Genomic DNA, 23,121 nt, shown 5'->3' on the forward strand with positions numbered 1-23,121 from the left:
TGTGCGGGCGACGCATGAGCGTTGCCCGCTGTTTTGTTGTACTGACAGGATGTCTTTTGTTTATGCCCGCGTTTACTTTTTCTGCTTTCAAGCGCTTCACCCTCCTCGCCTTGTTCAGCTTCACTTCCGACGTTTATGCGCACTGCGATGGCTTTTGTATGGGCCGTACCGATACGCCGTGGGAGGTGACGCAGTTTTCCGGCTTCACCCTGGTGTCTTTATTCCTCGCGCCTATTTCGTCTAGCCAGGAAACGACCGACAGCCATAAACGTGTTTACTCTGCTGAAGAACAGGAAGACGCGCGACTCTATCTGGCCAGCGACGGCATGCTGCAGGCCGCGTATTTCACCTCGGCCTTGCAGCGCTATCGACAGGAGTCGCCGGATTCGGCGTTAAACGATCTCGCCGTTGCGGCGTTGATCAGCGCTCAGTGATCAGGCGGCCGCTGCGGCGGTCCAGTTGACCCAGCCAAACAGCCACGTTGCCAGAATCAACAAACCAAACGCGATCCGATACCAGGCGAACGCGGCGTAGCTGTGGTTGGCGATAAACTTGAGCAAGCCGCGCACGGCGATCATGGCGAAGATGAATGCGGTGACGAAGCCGAGGGCGAAGACTGGCAGGTCGTTGGGCTGGAATAGATCGCGGTATTTGTAGCCGGAGTACACGGCGGCGCCGACCATGGTGGGCATGGCGAGGAAGAACGAGAACTCGGTGGCGGCTTTTCGCGACAGGCCGAAGAGCAGGCCACCGATGATGGTCGAGCCGGAGCGCGAGGTGCCGGGAATCATCGCCAGGCATTGTACGAATCCGACTTTCAGTGCGTGGGACCAGTGCATATCGTCGACGTGTTCGACGCTGATCACATGGCTGCGCTGTTCGGCCCACAACATGATGATGCCGCCGACCACCAGTGCCACGGCGACGGTGATCGGGTTAAACAGGTATTCGTGGATCGCGTCGGCGAACAATACGCCCAAGACCACGGCGGGCAGAAAAGCGATCAGCAAGTTGAGGGTGAAGCGTTGTGCATTACGTTCGGTGGGCAGGCCTTTGATGATGTCGAAGATCTTCGGTCGAAACTCCCAGACGACGGCAAGAATGGCACCCAGTTGAATAATGATGTTGAAGGCCATGGCGCGTTCGCCGCCGAATTCCAGCAAGTCGGCGACGATGATCTGGTGGCCGGTACTCGAGATCGGCAAGAACTCGGTCAGGCCTTCTACCGCACCTAATATCAACACCTGGAAAAGGGTCCAGAAATCCATTAATCCTCCGTCAGAGCGCTCTTGGTGAGCGACCGGGTAATAACACTCAGGGGTTGAGTATCTGAAGTTACACAATTGGCGTATATGAAGATCAAAAGATCGCAGCCTTCGGCAGCTCCTACATTTTGAAATGCATTCCCCTGTAGGAGCTGCCGAAGGTTCGGGCCGCGATCGGACGATCTTTTGATCTCAAAGAATAGGTCTTATGAATTGCCACACTCAAGCCATGTTAATAATCGTCGGCCGACGAACTACGCAGAAAATATTTAGGTCTTTTGCAAAAAAAAGTTGCTCTGACAATAAAGTGTGATCAAAATCACATTATTCAGAGATGGCCAGACAGTGGCAGATAGACATAGAGATAGCCATCGCAATAAGCTCAAAATAGTGGCACCATTGCATATCGCCACCATCTAAGCAGTAGTTCACCCCTCCGAGAAAATCAACTAAAAGCTTGAAAAGCTTAATTATTGTTAGAAAACTCGGGAGCCACGTCTAAAAATCGCGTGAATGTTACCAATTGTCAGTCACAGATGAGAACCGGTGCTTTAACATCCCGATGTCAGCACTTAATTCGAGTCAATGCATGATGCTCTCAGCGAACTTAGCGACTAGAAGCCCGCGCCCGACAAACGACGAACCTGGTGTTCTTACTCTGGGTCGTACCCGTGGCGTGGCTGAACATTTCAAAGCGCTAGTCGCCCAGCATATACGTACCGATATGGCGCTCGAAGCCAGCGCGTACACTAGTTCATATCAGTTGAATGAACAGTCTGGTTCGTATCGAGCGATCTTCCTGGTTATCGACAGCCCTCAGGCCCTCGAAGACAATCTTGCCCTGGTCGAGAACCTGCGCAGCGACAACTTGAAACCAATCATTTGCGCGGTCATCACCGGTCGCGGCGCCTTCAACAAGATCAAATATTATCTGGCTGGCGCGGATGTTTGTATCAAGCTCAATACCCTTTCCGACGATGGCGCCGAGTTGCTGGGCGAGTTCTTCAACAGCGAAGAATGGCAACGCGATATCGATCTGACGCTTGATCCGACGCGTATCTGCCTGATGGGCACCAGCAAGAAACTCGATATCTCGTTTGCCGAAATGAAGATCCTCGAAGCCTTCGCGCAAACCAGTAATCACATTCTGAGCCATGATGAAATCGCCAGCATCATGGGCCTCAACACCAATTTCTACGACCCTCGAGCGCTGGAGAAATCAATCAGTCGCTTGCGTGGAAAAATCAAGGACATGTATGGTACAAACGCGATTCAGAGCATTCGCGGCTATGGCTATCGCCTGCTGCGGGGTCTGATATCGACTGCCTGACTCTCGGGCAGCCATCCCATTTGCATACGTACGAAGGATCGTCTAATGCAACCATATAGCTCCCGTTCTGCTTCACGCCTGTTTGAAATCAAGCAATTGAATGAGCGCGACAACACGCCCCATAACAATAAAACTCCATAACATAGCAGCAGATCGAGTGGAATTTATCGAGGGCCAATCTTGGGCCCAGACCCTGCCTATCGATTACTTCCGAGGAAGTCATTGCTCGCCTGCCGATTTATCTTTTAGCCAATTTTGGTATGTATTCAGGAGAGAGACATGGAAACTAGTACAACCCTCCCAAGGAAATATTTTGTTGTCGTGACTCACAGTACAACGTCGCAACGAGAACTGGAGAGCATGCTGTCCAGTGAACGTTTCAATTCGTTTGAAGGGGTTGATTCGCCCTCTTCCGCTCCAATGGTGATGGAGTTCACATATCCAGGCATCAGTCGAAAAAATATCCCGCGCAGTATCGAACACGATACTCAGCGAATAGTGGCCACACTCGAGTCCGAATGGCGCGCCGCGCAATCGGCTAATCCTTTCCAGAATGTCCCGGTCATTACCGGGGAATCCCGCGACATGCCACCTGCCGTTGAAGGTGATATGCCTGGCAATGAAACCTGGCATCTCGACCCCGCTCAGGGTGCACTGGTCAAAGAAGATGTCGAAATCAGCCTGACTGGCCTGGAAACAGCACTGGTCAGAAAAATGCTCAGCCATGAAGAGCGTGTTGTCAGTCGTGACGAGCTGATTCTCAGCATAGGTCGAGAACCGGAACAATATCGCGGCCTGGAAATGTGCTTGAGTCGCCTGCAAGACAAATTCAAAAGCGCCAGTAATGGTGAGCGACTGTTTCGTGCTGTCAGAAACCGCGGTTATTGCCTGATTCAGGAAGTCGTCGCGTAACCCCGCAAGACCTCCACGAACAGAACAAACAGAAAAAAGTGCGATTACAAAAACAACAAGAGCACTCTGTTTGGCTTGATTTTCCTCCCTGAAGTAAATATTCCCTGCCTCCACCCTCCAACAGTAACAAATACAACATACTTTATTCACCCCTCGCTCTACGACCTTTTCTAACACCCTTCTATTTAATTATTAAAAAATTGGCACTGTGCCATCTTGTTAGAACTCGTCAGACACCATTCCAGCCAATAACTTAGTCTATTGACTGACGACAGTTCGGCATATCGATGTTGTTACCTCAGGACACTCGTTAAAACAAAAACAATAAGTCTGCATAACAACTCGGATTTCAACTGTTGAAACCTGAATGGACGTCTTTTGGGGATACCGTATGGATCTTTCTTTAAGTATCAATCGAAGCACAGGCCTCAAGGGACTGACCTTTTGGGGCCAATGGGCGCTGGCACAAGGCTTTGTCGTGACGCTGTTGTTCATACTCGCCGAGCAGCACACCGGGACGGTCGCGTTCTACTACCGGATGTGTGCAACCCTGGCGGTACTGGCGTCGGTGCCGGCGTATACGTTTAGCGGTGTTTATCGCAAGCGTGACAACTACCTGACCGGTCTCGGTCGGTTGTTCATGGGTTGGTCGATGACCATGGCGGCGCTGGCGTGCATCGCCTTTGTCTGCCAGGCCGATGAGCTGTTTTCGCGGCAGGTGATTCTGAGCTGGGCGGTGTATGGCTTCCTCGGTCAGGCGTTTCTCTACGCTCCGCTGCATGCGTTTTCCAAGTACTACCAACGGTCGCGTAAAAGCGAGCACAAGACGCTGATCGTCGGCACCGGCGAACTGGCGCTGGGTCTGGCAAAGAAGCTCAGCCAACTGGAAAATCTGCCGTTGGTAGGTTTGGTCAGCAATGGCGATGTGTCTGCACTGGATTCCGATGCACCGCGTGTGGTCGGCGATCAGGAACAGTTGTTGGAGCTGATTGAGGCGCATGACATCCGCCGCTTGTACATCACCCTGCCGCTGTGTGAAGCCGCGAAAATCGAGGCGATTTATGGTGACTTGCTGGGTGCCAACGTCGACGTGGTGTGGGTGCCGGACTTGAACAGTCTGACGCTGCTCAATCACTCGGTGAAGGTCGTGGACGGTCTGCCGGCGATCTACTTGAACGAAAGCCCGCTGACCAGTCGCCCTACCGCTGCTTTGAGCAAGAGTCTGGTGGAAAAAACCGTGGCGTTTCTGGCGATCATCGCGCTGAGCCCGATCCTGCTGATCATTGCGCTGGCGGTGAAGATCAACTCGCCAGGCCCGGTGTTTTTCAAACAGGATCGCCATGGCTGGAACGGCAAGGTGATCAAGGTCTGGAAGTTCCGCTCGATGCGTGTTCACGATGACCGTGACGTGAAGCAGGCCAGCCGTAATGACTCGCGCATCACCGCAGTCGGTCGCTTTATTCGCCGCACTTCGCTGGATGAACTGCCGCAACTGTTCAACGTATTGCAGGGACATATGGCCCTGGTCGGCCCACGCCCGCACGCCGTCGCGCACAACAACTACTACTCGGGGAAAATCCTCGCGTACATGGCGCGTCACCGGATTAAACCGGGGATCACCGGCCTGGCCCAGATCAGCGGCTGCCGCGGTGAGACGGACACCATCGACAAGATGCAGAAGCGTGTCGAGATTGACCTGCAGTACATCAACAGCTGGTCGTTGTGGCTGGATCTGAAGATCCTGGTGAAGACACCGTTTACGTTGCTGTCGAAGGATATTTACTGAGGTTCGAAGCTGGATACCGCAAGGGGACGAAAGTCCCCTTTTTTGTGCCTGGGATTTGAGGATGGAATCGGATCTTGGATGGATGCAAAAACTGTGGGAGCGAGCCTGCTCGCGAAAGCGGCGGGTCAGGCAATGATGATACTGACTGTGCTGACGCCTTCGCGAGCAAGCTTGCTCCCACAGGGATTTGTGTTTGGCTCACGCCTTGTGGCTAGACACATAACCTGTGGGAGCTGGCTTGCCAGCGATGGCGGTGGGTCAGCCAATATCAATATTGAATGTGCCGACCTCATCGCTGGCAAGCCAGCTCCCACAGGGATTCGGGATTGGCTCGGGATTTGTGGCGTGACAAATAACCAATGTAGGAGTGAGCCTGCTCGCGATGACGGTGGGTCAGGCAACAGGGATTGTCGACTGGTTTGACGCTATCGCGAGCAGGCGAAGGCCTACAGGGGATTTGTGGTTGGCTCAAGCCTTGTGACTAGACACATAACCTGTGGGAGCTGGCTTGCCAGCGATGGCGGCGGGTCAGCCAATATCAATATTGAATGTGTCGACCTCATCGCTGGCAAGCCAGCTCCCACAGGTTTCAGAGGTGCTTCGGATATCCGCGCTTACTCCGTGATCTTCTCGAAATTCCGATAAAACATGTCCCCTTCCCGGCTATCGGTCATCGAGTGCAATTGGTAGCTGCGGCTCAGTCGCGCACCACCGTCACGGGTCAGCGGGGCCCAGACCAGGTTGGCGCGGCGCATGGTCGACATGCTCATCATTTCGTCGAACGGGATCGACAGGTAGATGCCTTTGTCGAAACTACCTTCGCCATACTCCGCACTGCCCGCCGTGGTGATCGTCGCCCACGCACCAAAACGCACGCCATTGAAGAATTCGCGCGAGATGTCCAGCGTACCGCCCCAGTCCCCGGCCAGATAACGCCCGACGCTAACCGCCGCCAACGTATCGAACGGCAAATCGGTATACGCCGTGACATGCCCGGTCACCACCGAGTAATCACGCAAAGCAAAACCCTGATCGAAATCGCGCTGACGCACCCAGTTCAGATCCGCCCCCACCGACCAGCGCTCACCGGTCGGGCGGAACAACACTTCACCGCCGACACCGGCAAACATCGACTCCAGATAACCGCCATACACCATCCCATACCAGTCTTTATCCAGTTGCTCGGCATGGCTGACCTGGAATAACGGCATGGTCGTGTTAGACGTGGTCAGGTACTGACGCAAATCCGTGCGCACACGCGGCAAGCCGCTCGGCGCGTCGTAGGTGAATTTATCGAAGTTGTTGGCCAGGTTGGCACTGAGCAAACCGCTCCACCAAGTGTTGCGGTTGAAACGGTATTCAGCGTCGGCATCGGCGCTCAATTGATAGAGCAAGCCATCCGGACCGCCGACGTTCTGCTTGAAGCCCAGCCCCACGCCATAGCTGAAATGCTGCGGTGCTTCGGTGTACAGGGTCTTCTCGTTGTGTGGCATCGCCGGGTTGATCTCGGTGGTGCGGTGCAGCGACTGCAGCGGCTCTTCGTTGTTGATCACCTCGCGGAAGGTCTGGCGCGGCAAACTGGTTTCTTCCAGCGGCAAGTCGTAGCGCTTGTTGACCACAGTGAACCAGTCGATGTCGTCGTTGACGCTGTTGTCGAGAATCCGGCTCGCCCGCCCGACAGCCTTGGACGAATGGAAGTAACGCTGCTGCTCGCCATAGACGATCAGCTCGGAATCACGCTGCGTAATGCGCTCGACCTTGTAGCCGGCATTCTGCTGCAAACGCTGCGAGACGTTGGCCCAGTTGACCTGATCCATCGCCGTGGTCGGTGCCTTCGCCGGCAGCGGTTCCGGGGTCGGGTCGTAGGTCTTGGCCGGCGCTTTGCGGCTGACGAAATTGGTGTGGAAGGTCACGCCGAACATCGCCGTATTACCGCGCTCCCACGCCGCGCTGACATCGACCGAATCGGTCACCTTGAATACCGCGCCAAGGTTGATCGGCGAGTCCTGTTTGATCTCGTTGTCCTTCGGCTCATGCTTGTAGTCGTTGCCTTCGAATTCGAGTTTCAGGCTGAGACGATCCCACGGCGTCTGATAGCTCACGCCACCGAAGAACGACGGCCGGCCACGGAAGTACGAACCCGAGTTGACGTCACCGGTGCCCTCGAGGGCCGGACGGGTATCGAAGCGATCGCTGACGTAGCCCAACGGGTTGTCGATGTCGCCGCGATTACCGAGGTAACCCCAGGCAATCCCGGCGCTGAAATCGAAGTTGTCGTAGCGTTTGTTGGCGACGAAAAATTCACTGGAGAACAAACCGGTACCACCGATATCTCGGAAGCCCAGGGCCACGTCGGGTAGCCAGTGACTTTCCTGCCACAGCCGGACTTTGACGTCGACCGCCTTGTCCTTATAGCTTTGACTACCGCTGAGGGCCTCCGAGCCGTACGGCCGGTTGGTGATCGCGGTGTAGCGAAACGAGCCTTCGAGCCAGTCCAGCGGCTGCAGCGAAACGCTGTAGCGGCTGTACGGTTCGGTGCGGTTGGCGTTGACGCTCAACTCGCCGGCCGGGGCCATGCGCGCGGTCGGCGTCTGCAGCAGACCGGTGCCACCGAAGTCATTCTGGGTAATGCGCGGCTCGGCATGAGCCAGACCGCAGGGCAATAACAACACAGCTGCAAAACGTAACTTCAATGAACCACCTCGGCCAGCTGCGTGGCAATGAATTCGGCCAACTGCTGATTCAGTTCAGGTAGAGGCGGATCAAGATCATCATTTTTCAACGGCACCAGAATCTTGCTGCCGGCCACGGGAAAGTGTCCGGACTCGCGATTCCAGTGGGCGATACCGACACGTTGCGACGCCCCGTTGGGCTGGATCAGCCACAGGTAATCGGCTTCGGCATCGGCCAGAATCGAACAGCCTTGCAGATACTCACGGGCCTCCTGCAACGGCTGATACGGCAAGCGGCACGGCTCGGCGACGGCACCGAGCACTTGCACTTCGTCGACGCGCTTCGGATAGATCAGACGATCGCCGTCATCGAGGCGAATGTTGCGCGCGAAGCCGACTTCCAACGCCACCGGATCGAGATCGGCGATCTGCCGCCCCGTTACCGGCATCTGCCGCACTTGTTCGGCAATGCGCTGCGCCAGTGCCGCCCGACTCGGCCGGTCGAACAGCATCGACATGCGTTGCAGCACATCCAGATCAAACAGCACACCGACCTTGAGCCGTGTCTGCGCCTCAATCAGCGACTGCCGCAGCAAGCCGCCCGCCAGCCAATAGCCTTCGGCATTCGGCACCGCTTCGCTGATCACATCGAGCAAGCGCCCACCCGGTGGCAACGCGACCGGCCCGGGATTGGCGACATCACCCGACACCGTGACGGCCGCCTGACTCACACTCGCGACCAGCATCAAGCTCGCCGATAACATTTTCAGGCGCATCACGGCAGGTGCCTGCGATCAGGGGTCAGTTGCACGACCTTGACGCGCAACTGCGACGTCAGCTGCTGCTCGCTCTGCAAGATGAAACCGTCACGCGGGTCGACCCAGTAACGATTGGTCGCGCTCAGGCCGATGGCCGGGGCGTCAATCTGCTCATCGACACGCAGCACGGTGTATTCCTTGTCGAGAATCTGCAGGGTCTGTTCGGAACGGCGGGAGAAGCGGCTGTTGACGATCACCCCGACTTCCTGACCTTTGTAGAGGTCGATCCAGCGCCGCGTGGTGAAACCGTCAGCGACGTGATGCAGGCCCTGTTTGAACGGCGAGTCATCGGCCAGCCGCGTGCCATCGAGATCGCCTTCCAGACCCAAGCCAATGCTGCGTACGGCGAGGCCATTGCGCAGCAGTAACACTTGTTTACCGGAGGCGACCCAGAACTGCAGGTCTTCCCGTTCGCGCACCAGCGCCAGCACCCCGGAGCCGGACGGCGTGGTCAGTTTCAGTTGCGGGTAATTGACCCCGGCCACTTCAGACGCCGACACGTCGACCTCATCCGGGCCGACGACCGCCGCTTTAAGGTTATTTAACGAAGCGCTCATCAGCGGGTTACAGCCGCACAGCAACGAGGCCGCCATCAGGCACAGGCCAACTTTCAAAATGTTCAAAGTCGGCGACCTTATTTGCTGTTGTTACTGTATTCGCTCCAGTTCTTCGCAGCGGAAGCGCCAGTGCCGACAATCGATGCCGACGGCACCAATTGGCTGATCAGACGGTTCCAGCGAGTCACGTTCGCAGGCCCGACATACACCACGTCTTGCGGGCGCACTTCGAAGTGCGAAGCGAGGGCCATGGCGGTCGGCGATTCGGCTTCCAGCTGGTAGATCTTCGCCGGTTCGACATCAAGGTTTTCCACGCCACGAATGACATACACAGCGTTGCCATTGGAGGTGGTCTGAGCCAGGCCGCCAACCGAACCCAGCACGTCGGTGAGGTTCATCGTCGCGGTCTTGAAACTCAGTGCACGCGGTTGGTTGACCTCACCCATCACGTAGATGCGCTTGTTGTCGTTGTACGGCAGATACAGCTGATCGCCACCCTTGAGGTAGACGTTCTGCAACTCGGAATCCTGCTGATTGAGCGAGTCGAGATTGAGCGGATAAGTGCGGCCCTTACGCGTCAGCAACAGCCCGGACAAATCGGCGTTGTTGGTGTCGATGCCGGCCGAACCGAGGGCTTCGACCACGCTCAGCGGATTGGTGGAAATCGCTTGCGGGCCGGCCTTGGCCACCGCGCCGGTGACCACGACTTTCTGGCTGGCGAAACGCAACACCGCGACATCTACTTGCGGCTCGGCGATAAACGCCGACAGCCGTTGTTCAATGTCCGAGCGCAGTTGCTGGATGGTCCGGCCAGTGGCCTGGACTTCCTTGATGAACGGGTAATAGAGCGTGCCATCGGAGCGCACCAGACGGCCGTTGGCATCGATCTGTTGTTGCGCGCCGGACGGGGCCGTCAGCTCAGGGTGATCCCACACGGTGATATACAGAACATCATTGTTGCCGATGCGGTATTCGGCCGGCGTCGCCAACAGCTCCGGCGGCAGCGACTCACGCTTCTGCGTGGCGCGGTTCATGGCAATCAGCTTCGGCGTGATCGGAATCAGCTCGACCCGGCTGCTTTCGCTGGCACCCTGGCGGGTGATGTCACTGGTGCTGAGGTATTGACCGGGGGAAAACATGCAACCTTGCAAAGCGAGACTTGCCAACATTAAAAGATAAACACTACGAGTCATAATGGCACTACGCTATTCAAGGGCGAATCCAAAAACAAAGTCACCCGACTTGCGTCGGGCGACCTTGTACTGCACTAACAGAACTTCCTGTTAGTTATGCGTGCCGGTTGTACCGGTGGTACCCGTCGTACCGGTGGTACCGCCGTTGGCACTGCCACCGCTGTTAGACGCCGCTACAGCACTGGCAACCATTGCAGTACTGGCTGCGGGCGCTTGAGAAGCCGCCACGTTGCCACCTACATTGGTTACCGCTGTCAACGGTGCTTCAGCGGCGGCAGCCCAGTTGCTCAACATCGTCAACAGGGCAACTGCCATCACTTTTTTCATATCAACTCCTTTCTAACATTCGACCTGTTAAAAAACCGGCCTGAGTTAGCGGTGGTGAGTTCAAGTCCGCAAAAAGCGCGAACATGATCCGTCGTTCTTTCACAGTCTTACCCAACTGATAAAAGTCGAACGGCAGGTTTATATCTACGGATTTACAAAAGGCATTACCAGTGTAATTTCCCGACGTTATCTAACAACCTGACTGAAAATAACATTGAGCTAAATAGCCATCATCGCAAGTAGCCCTTGGGATGATTCGATTGCCAGCGCCAAGTATCAGTGACCATGTCCTGCAAGTTGCGCGTAGCTTTCCAGCCCAGCTCTTTTGCCGCCTTGGAGGCGTCGGCCCAACTCTCGGCGATATCCCCGGAGCGGCGCGGCATCATCCGGTACGGCACCGGTTGCCCGCAGGCCTGTTCGAAGGCGTGGAGCACCTGCAGCACGCTGTAGCCATCGCCGGTGCCGAGGTTCCAGGTATGAATGCCGCTGCGTTCGGAGATCGACTGCAACGCCTTCAAGTGGCCGTCCGCCAGATCGACGACGTGGATGTAATCGCGCACGCCAGTGCCATCGATTGTCGGGTAATCGTTGCCGAAGATCGACAACTCTTGCAGGCTGCCGACCGCCACCTGACTGATGTACGGCACCAGATTATTCGGGATGCCGTTGGGGTCTTCGCCCATATGACCGCTATGGTGCGCGCCGATCGGGTTGAAGTAGCGCAGCAAGGCGATGCTCCAGCGTGGCTCGGCCAGGCTCAAGTCACGCAGGACATTCTCGACGATCAGCTTGGACTGGCCGTAGGGATTGGTCGGATTGCCGGTGGGAAAATCCTCGCGGATCGGCATCTGCTCGGGCTCGCCATACACCGTGGCCGACGAGCTGAACACCAGGCGGAACACCCCCGCCGCCGCCATTGCCTGACACAGATTGATGCTGCCGCTGACATTGGTTTCGTAGTACTCGAGCGGCTTGCGCACGCTCTCGCCGACCGCTTTCAGGCCGGCAAAATGCAGCACCGCTTCGATGTTGTGCTCGCGGAATATCCGGTCGAGCAGTGCCCGGTCACATACATCGCCACGGATCATCCAGGCACTCTTGCCACAAATGCCTTCAACCGCGTGCAACGCGGCTTCGCTGCTGTTGCAAAGGTTATCCAGTACGACAACTTCATAACCGGCTTCAAGCAATGCAAGTGTGGTATGCGAGCCGATATAGCCGGCGCCACCCGTTACCAGAATCTTCATAGTGCTATCCGTCTTTGGATGAGTGACAAGTAGCGTGTCAAGCCTGTTTTATTGAAGATGTGTCACACTCCACACAAACAGGCGACAACAACCGAAAACAAAACTAGTTCAATGACTGGCAATAAATATTTTTGCAGGTCACACTGTATTGCTCGTTACTTATTAGCACTCCCTGTGCGCTCATCACTATCAACAGATACCGACTAAAAATAACTAATAAAGCATTCGCCGACATCTCATAACATTGTCATGTTTTACCGGCCCAACTAATTGCCATTAACAACCTGACTCAGGTATTAAAGTAGGCCTTCAATCAATATTGAAACTTGCAGCCATTGTTTATGGCTCGCATCCGTCGCCTGTGTTCCATGACTGTCCAGGATACTTTTATGATTCGTAAATGTTTGTTCCCCGCTGCCGGCTATGGCACGCGTTTCCTGCCGGCTACCAAAGCCATGCCGAAAGAGATGCTGCCGATCGTCAACAAGCCGTTGATCGAGTACGCCGTTGAAGAAGCGCGGGACGCCGGCCTGCAACACATGGCCATCGTCACCGGTCGCGGCAAGCGTGCGCTGGAAGACCATTTCGACATCAGCTACGAACTTGAACACCAGATTCGCGGCACCGAGAAAGAGAAATTCCTCGCCGGCACCCGCGAGCTGATCGACACCTGCACCTTCTCCTACACCCGTCAGGTGGAAATGAAAGGTCTGGGCCACGCGATTCTCAGCGGTCGTCCGCTGATCGGCGATGAGCCGTTTGCCGTGGTGCTGGCCGATGACCTGTGCCTGAACCTCGAAGGTGACGGCGTGCTTACGCAGATGATTGAGCTGTACAAGAAATTCCGCTGCTCGATCGTCGCCATCCAGGAAGTCCCGGCCGACCAGACCCACAAGTACGGGGTGATCGCCGGCGAGCTGATGTCCGACGGCATCTACCGCGTCAACAACATGGTGGAAAAACCGGCCCCGCAAGACGCGCCGTCGAACCTGGCGATCATCGGCCGCTACATCCTCACGCCGGACATTTTCGATCTGATCGCCGACACCCAACCGGGCAAGGGCGGTGAAATCCAGATCACCGACGCACTGATGAAACAGGCGCAGAACGGTTGCGTGCTGGCCTACCAATTCAAAGGCCTGCGCTTTGACTGCGGTGACGCCGAGGGTTACTTGCAGGCGACCAATTTCTGCTACGAAAACGTCTATCTCAAGGGCCGCTGAGACGGCTCCCTTCACCCAACGAGGCCACCATGAACATTGCACAACATTCCGTAGAGATTGAACGCGAGGTGGGTAACCTCGGGGTGATGAGCTGGCTGTCCCGCCATCAGCCGTTGCCCAGCGCCAACGAGTCCTGGCTGGGCACGATTCTGCTGGTGGAGCGGATTGGCGTGTTTCCGGCGTCCGGTGATATCCGCCGGCCGCTGCGTGATCCCTATCCCCTGCTTGCTCATCTGAAAAAGCTGTATGGCGAGCAGGCGCTGGAAATGGATGACCGTGATGGGCTGAAGGTGATCTTCGGTGACTGGCGTTTTCGCGTGCGAATTTGCTGCAACGACCCGGCGATCATCATCAACGTTGAGACTCGGTGCGATACGCGGTTGATGCCGCAGAAGATTGCGGAGTTGCTCGAGCAAGTAGACGCCTTCGAATAACTCCCCTCACCTGATCGTTCCCACGCTCTGCGTGGGAATGCATCCAGTGACGCTCTGCGTCACCCAGCGAAGGGACGCGGAGCGTCCCGGGCGGCATTCCCACGCGGAGCGTGGGAACGATCACCGCTCTGGGGTTTGCGTGTTATTTAGGGGAGGCGTCGCAACGATCCTTGGCGCCCATGATCCAGCCATAGAAGTAATCAGCAATCACCTTCCCGCCCGTGGCCGGCACCGGATGAATCTTGTCCGGGCCGATCATCGCCGCCGAGTAGCGTTTGACGTCAGGGCCGAACGCGCATTGCAGATTGGCGTAGCCCAGACGTTGCTCTCGCGCCCACGGCTCAAGCACCTGCGCATACGCCGACATCGGGTAAGCGCTGGAGCGCGTGGTGTCCTGACGCATGATCAGGTTGATGCTCGCCTGCGGTTGAATCTCGCGCAGCATGCCCACCAGCCCCTGAACGTTCTGCAGATACTGCGCAGGCTTCACGCCGAAACCCTGGTCATTGCCGCCGAGCATGATCAGGTAAACGTCGGCCGGAATCTTCGACACCGCGGCTTTCCACTGCACCTGCCATTGCGGATCCTGGTGATAGAAGTCCGCCGAGGCCGCACCGGAGGCTGCCAGTTTCGAAACCCGCACGCCATTCTGATCGTTGCTCATCCACAGGCCGAACAACGTCGGCGCGCCTTTCACCACTTCCAGTTTGAAGGACCAGTCTTTCACTGCCGAGAGGCCTGTCAGCGGTACTTCCTGCACGCCCGAACCTTCAAGCTTCAGGGGTTGCCAGTCTTGCGCGGGAGACCAGCGGTAGCGGATCTCGCTGGATTCGCCGTTGCCCAGATAAAGCAGTTTCGCCTGAGTGACAGCGGTATCGATGCGCGGCGTCGGACTCGCATCCACTTGCAACCATGCACCGGGACGGCCTGTCACCGTGCGGCTGTCCGGACTCGCCTGGCCCAGGTCTGAAACCTTCCAGTCGCCGCCGAAGTACTTGTCACTGCTGCGGGTGTATTTGAAATGGGTGCCGCCCAGCGCCGCGCCGTGGTTGAAACCGACGTAACCCGGCCCGGCAAAACCCACTTCCCCGGCCACGCGCTGCACCAGTTTGTTCAGGTAAAAATCCTGTCCGGCGCTGTAGCTGTCGCCGATCACCGAGACCGACAACACCTCGCCAGCCTTGCCTTCACGCCACTGCGCAAAACGCTCGCGGGCATCGCCCACCTGAACCACCGACGCTGCCACGGGTTGCGCGTCATCTACTGCCAACATGCAAAATTTCCTTCAGTCCGAAATGGCCCACTGAATGCCGGGATGTACACAGATCAACTGTAGGAGTGAGCCTGCTCGCGATAGCGGTGGGTCAGGTAATGAAATGCTGACTGACAGACCGCAATCGCGAGCAGGCTCACTCCTACAGGGATTGTGTTCGACAAAGATCCGCTGCTCGCGAAGCTCTTAGCTGCTTTGGGTTTGCGGCACCGGAGTGATGGGCGCCAACGGTTTCTTCTTCGCCGCGCGCTCACCAAGGAACAACACAGAGGTGAAATTGAACCGGCTGAAAACCATCGACAACACCACCGGCCCGAGCAAGCCACAGCTCAAGCCACCGAGTACCAGCAGGCTTTCATCCTTCACTCCCAACCGTCCCAGCACAAACCGCGACGTCGCCGCAAACAACACATGAAACAGGAAAATCGCATACGAATAACCACCGAGCCACGTCAGCGCTTTTGAGCGCATATCACTCGACAGCAAGGCGATGCAAGACACGCAACCCACGGTCAAACCAATCAGACTGCGACGATCGACAATCAACTCACGATCAATCGCCGCGACATACAACAGCGTCAGCGAGATCAGCACAAACACCAGCGGCCCGATCACCTTGAAGCGCTGCTTCAACACGTCGACATTTTCCTGGCCAATCATCCCCGCCACAAAAAACGGCAGCAGATAAATCGCACCGTTGATCCCGAACGCATCGAACTTGAACGGCGGCAGCAGAAACAACACTGCCGCAAACGCAAACAGCCCATACAAGCGCGTCGCCGAACGCAACATCCCGCGCCACTCCAGCAGCCCGACGAACATGAAAATGATGAACACCGCCTGCAGGAACCAGAAGTGGTTGATCGGCACCCAGAACGACAACAACGCGTCGATCACACCGACATCCTTGTTCACCCCCGGCCCGACAGCCTGCAACACCGAGAACGGCACACCGACGCAAAACAGCGGCACGATCAAGCGGCGCACCTTGCCGCTGAAGAACGCGGAAAAGTCATTGCCGCGGATTTTGTAGATCGAATAGATGTACCCGGAGATGAAGGTGAACAACGGCATGCGCACGTACACCATCGAATCGGCGAGCACCCGGAACGGCGAGCCGATATCGATCTTCAACCCGCCACCCAGCGGGCCGATGACGTGATAGAGCACCAGCAACAGGCACGCCAGGCCGCGCAGGGTTTCGATCTCCAGGGACTTTTTCTTGCTCGACATAAAGCACCTGCCTCAATTCAGAATTCTTGATTCAACCTGCACCGGTTTGTTCGCCCGCAGCATCAAGCCCAGCCCCACGAACAACACCGGCACCACCATCGAGAAGTGCCGGGCGAAGGAGCCGAAGTCCGGCTCGAACAGGCCTTGCACCAGCAGAAACGCCAGCGGAATGGCGATCAGTTCCTTGGGTTTGGTCTGGATCGGCGCGCCCTTGTAGTCGGTCGAGGTGATGACTTTGAACAACAGCAACGCGGTCATGATCATCAACGCGACGAAGATCACCTGACCCGGGCCGGACAGCAGAATCAGCTCCACCGGGAATGACAAGCGGAAGAAAATGATCATCGAGTCCAGCGCCTGCGAAACGAAGTCGCTGCCGCTGAGCCACGACACGATCAACGATTTCGAGCCCTCCTCGCCCGCCGTGCGTAACTCGTTGTTACTGGCGCGGATCGACGACACCGGAAAGCCCAGGGCGAGCTGGATCGACATCGCCACCGCCAGATAAAACAAGAACAGCATCAGGAAGAACGTCGTGCGCGACACGTACTTTTTCATCACACAGACGCCGACCCACGACAGCGAAAACAGAATCCAGTAGGGCCGGATCAGCACGCCGTAGATCACCGCCGAGAGGAAAAATCCGCCGCGATATTTTCGCGTCAGCGAGCTGAGCAAAATGCTCAACACCGCCACCGACACAATGATTTCCTTGGTCAGGTTCTCCAGGAAAAACGAACGCACAATGCCCCACAGACACAGGGTGCCAAAGATCGCCAACGGCATGCGCCGAAACACCACCACCGGAATCGCCGTGAGGAAAAAATTGCAGAACATGCCGTAGGCCCAGGCATTGGTCAGGTTGATCCCGGTGGGCCGCAGCAGGAATGCCGAACACTCGTAGGACGAGCGATCGGGCGAGAACGGGTTCCAGAAATTGCAGTTGTCGGCACGCGCGTAGGACGACCACAAGGTCATCGCATCCGGCCCAGGATCACGTGGGATCAACAGCGGCATCGCCACCGAGAGAAACAGCCCGGTGAAGAGGATCAGGAATGAGATCGACGAATCGAGTCGCTTGCCACGAAACTCGATGCACGGCAGCTTCAGGCCCATGACAACGCAGCCTTTTTCCCGGCCGTTGCGCGGGTCAGCACGGCAATCACCAGCAGTTGTACGATGATCGCGAAGACGTTGCCCCACGCCGCGCCGTAGATCGAATAGTGCTTGATCAACACATAGCTGACCGGCACCGAAATCAACAAACAAATGGCAGCGCTGGCCAGTGACACCCGGCTGTTTTTCGAAGCAATCAGACCGCCCCAGACGATGTCGCCAATCGCGCGCAAAGCGAAGGAAAAAATCAGCACGCCGAGGATCGCATTGTCCGGACGCGGCACGCTGGTGGCGACGTAATCGAGCACCACGTTGAAAAACACATAGATCGCCACTGCCACCGCAGCCGACACGACAAGCGAGCGCATGACCCACTTGTTGATGAACAGTTGCTTGACCGTGAATGCCTGCTGATCAGCCTGAAAACGCTTGGCCAACACCGGAATGCCGACCACCGCCACCACCGCATACGACAGCGCCTGCAAGGTGTTGGCCGCTGACCACGCGTACACGTATTGACCCAGTTTGGCGTACGGTTCGAGGTCGGCGATCAGAAACCGCTCGGCGTACTGACTCAACGCGATCAACCCGGTGCCGAGGTAAAACGGTAATCCCGCTTTCCACACAGTAGCAGTGGCCAGTGTCCCGGCTTCTCGGCCGTGATGAACGTTCACCACGATCAGGTAACCGGCGATGATCACCAGCACGTTGGCGACCACCCACAGCCACAACACACTGGCGATTCCCGAGACCCAACCGAGCATCATCCCGCCAACGGCCAACACCGCCCATAGGCCGGTCTTGATGAAAAACAACAGCGCACCGGCCGTGGCTTTCTGCGCGGAAAACACGAACGAGTTGATCTCGAACGACAGGTGCTCAGTGAGCAACACCAGCGTCACGCAGAGAATCAGCGCGGCGCTCGCTTCAACTGTCTGGAACAGTGAATAAATCAGCACCGTCACCACCGACAGCACCAGCCCCACCGCTAGATACAGCAGCAGAACCTTGTCGACCACGCGGCGCGAACTGCCGCCGACGCTGATCAACCGATTGATCTCGGAACTGAAACCGACGCTGTAGAACTTCGACGCAATCAGCGACGCCGCGACCACCACACCGTAAAAACCCAGCGCTTCATACCCGAGGTAATGGGTGATCGCCAACACCAGCAAAAACTTCGCGCCCAATGCACCGCCACGAAGCAGTAGCCGAAATATCATCGAACGACACCTTTGATGATCTCGTCCATGGCCACGGTTTTTGCCTCGATCTCACGGCAGGTATCGGTCAGGCGTTTGCCGAAGTTAGACAGCGCATTCGGCGCGTAAACCGTGTCGATGATGGTGTCGACGTTGATGTCGCCGCCGTTGATCACCCAGTCTTCCACGCCCATGTCCTGATAGGCGCCGAAGCCTTTGCGTTCGTAGCTGATGTGGTACGCCGGCACGCCGGAGAGCAGCGACTCGATGGCGCCGTGCAGGCGCACGGAAATCACCAGGTCCGGCTGATATTTGGCAATCGTTGCTTTCAACGACAACAGGTCTTCGCTGATGCCCAACTCGCGATAGAACGCGCCGTCATCGTTGCCGCGTACCGCGCTCTGTACGGCGCAGACCACTTTGCTTTTGTTCTTCAGGCGCTGCAGCAGCAACTTCAGATTGGCGACGTAAGCGACTTTCTTTTCCTTGCTCCACTCCGGCGGCTTGCGCAGCACCACGCAGACTGTGGCTGGCGACGACGCGCAGCGGGTGAATTTTGCTTGCTGAAGGATTTTGCTCGCCAGCGATTGCACGGCCAGATCCGGCGCGCGGTAGACGTTTGCGCAGGCATCGAAAATGGCCGAAGAGCGGTTGTCACGGACGAATACCGCGTCGGCGCTGGCGTAATGCTCGACGATCTTGCTGCTTTCGCCATGGAACGGGCCGATGCTTTGCGGCAGGTACACCGACGGCACTTTGCTGAGGATCGCGGTTTCCAGTTGCTTGGCGTGGCCGAGTTTCAGCTTGATATGTTCGAAAGCACTTTTCGAGCGCATGTAGCCGCCGCCGACGCCGACGATCAGGTCGGTTTTCTTCAACAGATCCGCCAGCCCGGCGTAGGACTGGTTGAGGAACACCGCTTGCTTGACCCGGCCCAAACCCTTGGCCGCCATCACCGGCGCGTCGAAACGCGGGTGCGGCAAATAGCTGAAAGAATCCGGATCGGAAGCCACGACACTGATCGCGGTGTCTTCGCCAAAGTTGCGCTGCACCAGGGCAATGGCCAGATCGACGAGCAAGCCGTCACCGGAGTTGGACGCACTGTAGCCATGCAAAATCGTTACGTTCATATGCTTGAGTTCTACTTAAAAAGTGGGAGCGCGATACAGGTCGTAGGTCTGGCGAATCATCAACGCGGCGCTGAAACGCTCGCGGACAATGCTCCGTCCTTCGTTGCCGAGGTCGAGCAAGCGTGGCTTCTGGATAATCGTCAGCACGTCGGCCAATGCCTGGTGATCACCGGACGGGAAGACATAACCGGAGACTTCATTGGTGACCAGTTCCGGTAGCGAGGTGCAGTTGCTGGCGATTACCGGCAAACCCATGGCCATGCCCTCCAGCGGCACCATGGCGAAACCTTCCCAGCGACTCGGCACAATCAGCGCATCGGCTTTCTGATACAGCGCCTGCACTTCGCTCGGCGTGACCCATGGCAGGTATTCAACAGAGTCCATCGGCGGGCACTCCACCGCGTCCTCGTTCACCGCACTGCCGACCACGGTCAGCTTCAAGTCTTTGCGCTGCACGTTGGCGAAGGCCTTGAGCAACACGTCGAAGCCTTTCTGATAATCGAGGCGACCGACGAAGAGCAGATGAATCGGCTCGGGACTCGCCGCTTTCGGCGCGTCATCCTTGTGGTGAATGCCGTTGTAGATCAGCTTCATGCGCTTGCGCTCGATGCCGAAACGCGCGGCTTTGTCGAGTTCGTACTGGCTGACGCAAATGATCACATCGGTGACTTTCTGCAGCACCCGCTCGATCCACGCATAGACTTTCTGCTTGGTCGGCGAGCTTTCCATCAAGAACGAAAACGCGTGCGGGCAGTAGACGATTTTCGGCTTGCGCCACGGTCGCAGCAGCACACATACGCACCGGCCGATCACCCCGGAAAAGGTGCTGTGCAAATGCACCACGTCGGGTTTTTCCTTGAGCATCACCTGGGTCAAACGCCAGGCAAAACGCAGCAACGACGGCACGTTGCGCCCGGTGCGGGGAAAGGTGCGGATCTGCTGCGCGCCGATACCGTGCAACTCTTTGGCCTGATCATCCGGCACCAGGTACACCAGCTCGTAGTTCGCCGCATCGCCTTCAGGCGAAGCCGAAATCGTCCGGATCACCGTCGCGACGCCACCTTTGATCGTCTCTGCCACGTGCAGTATTTTCTTCACAAATCACCCACTTCAAACAGGAAAAAACAGTCGCTGACAGTCAGGATTTGTCGGACGCGTATTCGTAGTTGTAATAGCCGTAACCGCCATTGCCGTAGTAGCTGGCCGCACGCTTCTCGACGCCGTTGAACACCGCGCCTTTCAACTCGATGCCGTTCTGCGCGAAGCGGCGAATGGTCAGTTCGATCTCTTTGGCCGGGTTCACCCCGAAGCGCGTGACGATCAGGCTGATCCCGGCTTCACGGCCGACGATGGCCGCATCGGTCACCGCCAGCAGCGGCGGCGTATCGATGATCACCAGGTCGTAGCGCTCGCTCAGTTCCGCCAACAGCTCGCGGAAGTTGGCGTGCATCAACAGCTCGGAAGGATTCGGCGGCACCTGGCCACGGCTGATGAAGTGCAGGTTGTCGATTTCGACCTTGTTGATTGCCTGATCGATGCTGCAGCGCTTGACCAGCAGATCGGACAAGCCGTTGGTGATCGGCGTGTTGAGGGTTTTGTGCAGGTGACCTTTGCGCATGTCGGCATCGATCAGCACCACACGCTGACCGCTCAACGCCATGACCGCGGCGAGGTTGGACGAGACGAAGGTCTTGCCGACCTGTGGGCTCGGCCCGGAAATCATGATGCGGTTGTTGGTCGAATCGAGCCCGGCGAAATGCAGGCAGGTGCGCAGGCTGCGGATCGATTCAATCGACAGATCCGTGGGATTACGCAGGGCCAGCAGGTACGCCGGTTTGTCGACACCGTCGCGGGCGCGGCCTTTTTTGTTGTCTTCTTCATCCTGCAAGGCGCTGTACGGAATCGACGCGTACACCGGCAAACCGAGTTGCTCGATGGCTTCCGGGCCTTCCAGACCACGGCTCAGGGATTTGCGCAGCAGCACCAGCGCCACGCCGACAAAAGCGCCGAGGAAGGTGGCGATCAGCACGATCAGGGCTTTTTTCGGTTTGACCGGACTGGTCAGGTCGACATCCGCTGCGTCGACCAGACGCACGTTACCCACGGCACCGGCGCGGACGATGTCCAGCTCTTGGGATTTGTTCAGCAACTGCGTGTAGATCTGCGAGGCCACTTCGACATCGCGGGTCAGGTTGAGCAGCTCTTGTTGCGTGGCAGGCAGATCACCAACCTTGCCTTCCAGCGACTTCTGTTGCTGGGTCAGTTCGCCGATCTGGCTCATCAACGCGCGATAGGCCGGGTGCTGTTTGGTGAACTTGCGATCCATCTCCGCCTGCTGCATTTTCAGCTCGGAGATCCGCGTTTCCAGCGCTACCGACTGACCGAGCACCGACTGGGTTTCCAGCGAGATGTTCACGGTCTTGCCGTGGGTCTGATAGGCGTTCAGCGCATCGCTGGCCTTGGCCAGATCACGCTTGACCTGCGGCAACTGGCTTTGCAGGAAAGCCAGACTCTGCGCTGCTTCCGCCGAGGTGCGGCGCACGTTCTGATCGACGTACAGCGCGGCGATCTTGTTGAGGATCTTCACCGCTTCGGCGGCGTCGCTGCTGGCCAGCGCCAGTTTGATAATCCCCGATTCCTTGCCCTGTTCGGAGATATCCAGTGCGTCCTGATAGCCCTGAATGGTCACGATTCGCGGATTGCGCACCACTTCGAAACGCGTACCGGGATTCGCCAACAACTGGGTGATTTGCCCTTCTACGCCATCCTGCGCGAAGGCTTCACCGGCGACGCCTTCCACCAGCAGGTTGTCGTTGTCATCGAGTAACTGGAAGTGCTTCTGTTCACCGGCGATCAGGGTGAGTTTCTTGCCCAACAGTTCTTTCGGCAGATTGAGCCGGGCGAACTCCAGACGCTCACCACCCCAGGCGTAACTGTTCAGACCGAAACGCGGCGCCGCGACACTGGTTTCAGTCTCGCCGCGATAACGCCGGGCGAGAAAGCCGCCAATCATCGGGAAGGTGTTGGGGGTGACATCGATGTCCAGCCGCAGGTCGTCGACGGTTTTGCCGATCACCGCGCGGGATTTGATGATGCCGATTTCGGTCACCGACGGCGATTGCCCACCGAGCATGCTGTTGAGGTCGGAAAACCCGAGCATGTCGTTCTTCTTCGGCTCGACCTGCACCAGCGCATTGGCCAGGTACACGGGCGTGGCCAAAACCGCGTACGCGACACCGGTGACCATGAAGGCGCCGGTGAGCGCGCCGATCAACCATTTCTGGTCGATCAAACTGCCGAATATGCCGAGAAGATCAATACTGTCTTGATCATTGTCGCGGGTGCCGATGACGGACGGTAACTGCATAAGTCTGTTCTTACCATTCATTGATCTGAAGAATAT

General features: G+C 57.2%; 20 protein-coding genes. 6 read left to right on the top strand and 14 right to left on the bottom strand.

The annotated features are described in order from the left end of the window. The first annotated feature begins 14 nt into the window (after positions 1 to 14). Positions 15 to 434 (top strand): DUF2388 domain-containing protein, encoded by a 420-nt coding sequence (locus J0G10_RS20560; protein WP_245397991.1) that lies wholly within the window; start codon positions 15 to 17, stop codon positions 432 to 434. Here the strand turns inward: J0G10_RS20560 and J0G10_RS20565 are convergent, their stop codons facing one another. Next, a complete protein-coding gene (locus J0G10_RS20565) occupies positions 435 to 1,268 on the bottom strand; it encodes an undecaprenyl-diphosphate phosphatase (RefSeq protein WP_095050500.1) in 834 nt (277 codons plus the stop codon). It lies immediately after the preceding gene. 586 nt (positions 1,269 to 1,854) lie between these two features. On the opposite strand from J0G10_RS20565, the gene J0G10_RS20570 reads away from it, so the two are divergent. From J0G10_RS20570 to J0G10_RS20580, 3 genes are all read left to right on the top strand, one after another. Continuing rightward, complete coding sequence (locus J0G10_RS20570; RefSeq protein WP_095124342.1) at positions 1,855 to 2,595, top strand: winged helix-turn-helix domain-containing protein; 741 nt, start codon at positions 1,855 to 1,857, stop codon at positions 2,593 to 2,595. A gap of 279 nt (positions 2,596 to 2,874) precedes the next feature. Then, a complete protein-coding gene (locus J0G10_RS20575; protein ID WP_220556604.1) occupies positions 2,875 to 3,507 on the top strand; it encodes a winged helix-turn-helix domain-containing protein in 633 nt (210 codons plus the stop codon). Between the two features lie 391 nt (positions 3,508 to 3,898). Beyond that, a complete protein-coding gene (locus J0G10_RS20580; protein ID WP_220556605.1) occupies positions 3,899 to 5,293 on the top strand; it encodes an undecaprenyl-phosphate glucose phosphotransferase in 1,395 nt (464 codons plus the stop codon). Positions 5,294 to 5,907: 614 nt separating this feature from the next. Here J0G10_RS20580 and J0G10_RS20585 read toward each other — a convergent pair. The 6 genes from J0G10_RS20585 to galE form a co-directional block, all read right to left on the bottom strand. Continuing rightward, on the bottom strand, positions 5,908 to 7,986 hold the full coding sequence (locus tag J0G10_RS20585) for a YjbH domain-containing protein (RefSeq protein WP_095050495.1): 2,079 nt from the start codon (positions 7,984 to 7,986) through the stop codon (positions 5,908 to 5,910). Beyond that, a complete protein-coding gene (locus tag J0G10_RS20590) occupies positions 7,983 to 8,741 on the bottom strand; it encodes a capsule biosynthesis GfcC family protein (RefSeq protein ID WP_220558882.1) in 759 nt (252 codons plus the stop codon). Before J0G10_RS20590 ends, J0G10_RS20585 begins: the two co-directional genes overlap by 4 nt. Next, the gene (locus J0G10_RS20595; protein WP_220556606.1) at positions 8,741 to 9,406 is read right to left on the bottom strand and encodes a YjbF family lipoprotein; all 666 of its coding nucleotides are present in this window, start codon (positions 9,404 to 9,406) and stop codon (positions 8,741 to 8,743) included. The genes J0G10_RS20590 and J0G10_RS20595 overlap by 1 nt, the downstream gene beginning before the upstream one ends. A gap of 11 nt (positions 9,407 to 9,417) precedes the next feature. Further along, the gene (locus J0G10_RS20600) at positions 9,418 to 10,533 is read right to left on the bottom strand and encodes a polysaccharide biosynthesis/export family protein (RefSeq protein WP_016985642.1); all 1,116 of its coding nucleotides are present in this window, start codon (positions 10,531 to 10,533) and stop codon (positions 9,418 to 9,420) included. 90 nt (positions 10,534 to 10,623) lie between these two features. After that, on the bottom strand, positions 10,624 to 10,860 hold the full coding sequence (locus J0G10_RS20605) for a hypothetical protein (RefSeq protein ID WP_007910552.1): 237 nt from the start codon (positions 10,858 to 10,860) through the stop codon (positions 10,624 to 10,626). A 230-nt stretch (positions 10,861 to 11,090) separates the two neighbouring features. Continuing rightward, entirely contained in the window at positions 11,091 to 12,107 is a 1,017-nt protein-coding gene (galE, locus tag J0G10_RS20610) for a UDP-glucose 4-epimerase GalE (RefSeq protein WP_095124338.1), read from the bottom strand. Between the two features lie 389 nt (positions 12,108 to 12,496). Here galE and galU point away from each other — a divergent pair, with 389 nt between their 5' ends. Further along, on the top strand, positions 12,497 to 13,330 hold the full coding sequence (galU, locus tag J0G10_RS20615; RefSeq protein ID WP_093433753.1) for a UTP--glucose-1-phosphate uridylyltransferase GalU: 834 nt from the start codon (positions 12,497 to 12,499) through the stop codon (positions 13,328 to 13,330). Between the two features lie 29 nt (positions 13,331 to 13,359). Then, the gene (locus J0G10_RS20620; RefSeq protein WP_095050491.1) at positions 13,360 to 13,764 is read left to right on the top strand and encodes a phosphohexomutase domain-containing protein; all 405 of its coding nucleotides are present in this window, start codon (positions 13,360 to 13,362) and stop codon (positions 13,762 to 13,764) included. A gap of 142 nt (positions 13,765 to 13,906) precedes the next feature. Here the strand turns inward: J0G10_RS20620 and J0G10_RS20625 are convergent, their stop codons facing one another. From J0G10_RS20625 to J0G10_RS20655, 7 genes are all read right to left on the bottom strand, one after another. Further along, complete coding sequence (locus tag J0G10_RS20625; RefSeq protein ID WP_220556607.1) at positions 13,907 to 15,037, bottom strand: SGNH/GDSL hydrolase family protein; 1,131 nt, start codon at positions 15,035 to 15,037, stop codon at positions 13,907 to 13,909. Between the two features lie 186 nt (positions 15,038 to 15,223). Then, positions 15,224 to 16,270, bottom strand: coding sequence for an acyltransferase family protein (locus tag J0G10_RS20630; RefSeq protein WP_220556608.1), 1,047 nt, complete (start codon positions 16,268 to 16,270; stop codon positions 15,224 to 15,226). A gap of 12 nt (positions 16,271 to 16,282) precedes the next feature. Next, positions 16,283 to 17,386 (bottom strand): hypothetical protein, encoded by a 1,104-nt coding sequence (locus tag J0G10_RS20635; protein WP_095050487.1) that lies wholly within the window; start codon positions 17,384 to 17,386, stop codon positions 16,283 to 16,285. Next, entirely contained in the window at positions 17,377 to 18,609 is a 1,233-nt protein-coding gene (locus J0G10_RS20640) for an oligosaccharide flippase family protein (RefSeq protein ID WP_095124335.1), read from the bottom strand. The genes J0G10_RS20635 and J0G10_RS20640 overlap by 10 nt, the downstream gene beginning before the upstream one ends. Further along, the gene (locus J0G10_RS20645; protein WP_095124334.1) at positions 18,606 to 19,718 is read right to left on the bottom strand and encodes a polysaccharide pyruvyl transferase family protein; all 1,113 of its coding nucleotides are present in this window, start codon (positions 19,716 to 19,718) and stop codon (positions 18,606 to 18,608) included. Before J0G10_RS20645 ends, J0G10_RS20640 begins: the two co-directional genes overlap by 4 nt. Positions 19,719 to 19,733: 15 nt before the next feature. Then, on the bottom strand, positions 19,734 to 20,816 hold the full coding sequence (locus J0G10_RS20650; protein ID WP_095050484.1) for a glycosyltransferase: 1,083 nt from the start codon (positions 20,814 to 20,816) through the stop codon (positions 19,734 to 19,736). 40 nt (positions 20,817 to 20,856) lie between these two features. Beyond that, positions 20,857 to 23,085 (bottom strand): polysaccharide biosynthesis tyrosine autokinase, encoded by a 2,229-nt coding sequence (locus J0G10_RS20655; protein ID WP_095124332.1) that lies wholly within the window; start codon positions 23,083 to 23,085, stop codon positions 20,857 to 20,859. Between the last annotated feature and the right edge of the window lie 36 nt (positions 23,086 to 23,121).

The sequence above is a fragment of the Pseudomonas germanica genome (assembly GCF_019614655.1).
Lineage (GTDB): Bacteria > Pseudomonadota > Gammaproteobacteria > Pseudomonadales > Pseudomonadaceae > Aquipseudomonas > Aquipseudomonas neuropathica.

Excerpts from the sequence above, each read along its gene's own strand:
- J0G10_RS20560 (WP_245397991.1), top strand. The coding sequence starts at position 15 with ATGAGCGTTGCCCGCTGTTTTGTTGTACTGACAGGATGTCTTTTGTTT.
- J0G10_RS20565 (WP_095050500.1), bottom strand. The coding sequence starts at position 1,268 with ATGGATTTCTGGACCCTTTTCCAGGTGTTGATATTAGGTGCGGTAGAA.
- J0G10_RS20570 (WP_095124342.1), top strand. The coding sequence starts at position 1,855 with ATGATGCTCTCAGCGAACTTAGCGACTAGAAGCCCGCGCCCGACAAAC.
- J0G10_RS20575 (WP_220556604.1), top strand. The coding sequence starts at position 2,875 with ATGGAAACTAGTACAACCCTCCCAAGGAAATATTTTGTTGTCGTGACT.
- J0G10_RS20580 (WP_220556605.1), top strand. The coding sequence starts at position 3,899 with ATGGATCTTTCTTTAAGTATCAATCGAAGCACAGGCCTCAAGGGACTG.
- J0G10_RS20590 (WP_220558882.1), bottom strand. The coding sequence starts at position 8,741 with ATGCGCCTGAAAATGTTATCGGCGAGCTTGATGCTGGTCGCGAGTGTG.
- J0G10_RS20600 (WP_016985642.1), bottom strand. The coding sequence starts at position 10,533 with ATGACTCGTAGTGTTTATCTTTTAATGTTGGCAAGTCTCGCTTTGCAA.
- J0G10_RS20605 (WP_007910552.1), bottom strand. The coding sequence starts at position 10,860 with ATGAAAAAAGTGATGGCAGTTGCCCTGTTGACGATGTTGAGCAACTGG.
- galE (WP_095124338.1), bottom strand. The coding sequence starts at position 12,107 with ATGAAGATTCTGGTAACGGGTGGCGCCGGCTATATCGGCTCGCATACC.
- galU (WP_093433753.1), top strand. The coding sequence starts at position 12,497 with ATGATTCGTAAATGTTTGTTCCCCGCTGCCGGCTATGGCACGCGTTTC.
- J0G10_RS20620 (WP_095050491.1), top strand. The coding sequence starts at position 13,360 with ATGAACATTGCACAACATTCCGTAGAGATTGAACGCGAGGTGGGTAAC.
- J0G10_RS20625 (WP_220556607.1), bottom strand. The coding sequence starts at position 15,037 with ATGTTGGCAGTAGATGACGCGCAACCCGTGGCAGCGTCGGTGGTTCAG.
- J0G10_RS20630 (WP_220556608.1), bottom strand. The coding sequence starts at position 16,270 with ATGTCGAGCAAGAAAAAGTCCCTGGAGATCGAAACCCTGCGCGGCCTG.
- J0G10_RS20635 (WP_095050487.1), bottom strand. The coding sequence starts at position 17,386 with ATGGGCCTGAAGCTGCCGTGCATCGAGTTTCGTGGCAAGCGACTCGAT.
- J0G10_RS20640 (WP_095124335.1), bottom strand. The coding sequence starts at position 18,609 with ATGATATTTCGGCTACTGCTTCGTGGCGGTGCATTGGGCGCGAAGTTT.
- J0G10_RS20645 (WP_095124334.1), bottom strand. The coding sequence starts at position 19,718 with ATGAACGTAACGATTTTGCATGGCTACAGTGCGTCCAACTCCGGTGAC.
- J0G10_RS20655 (WP_095124332.1), bottom strand. The coding sequence starts at position 23,085 with ATGCAGTTACCGTCCGTCATCGGCACCCGCGACAATGATCAAGACAGT.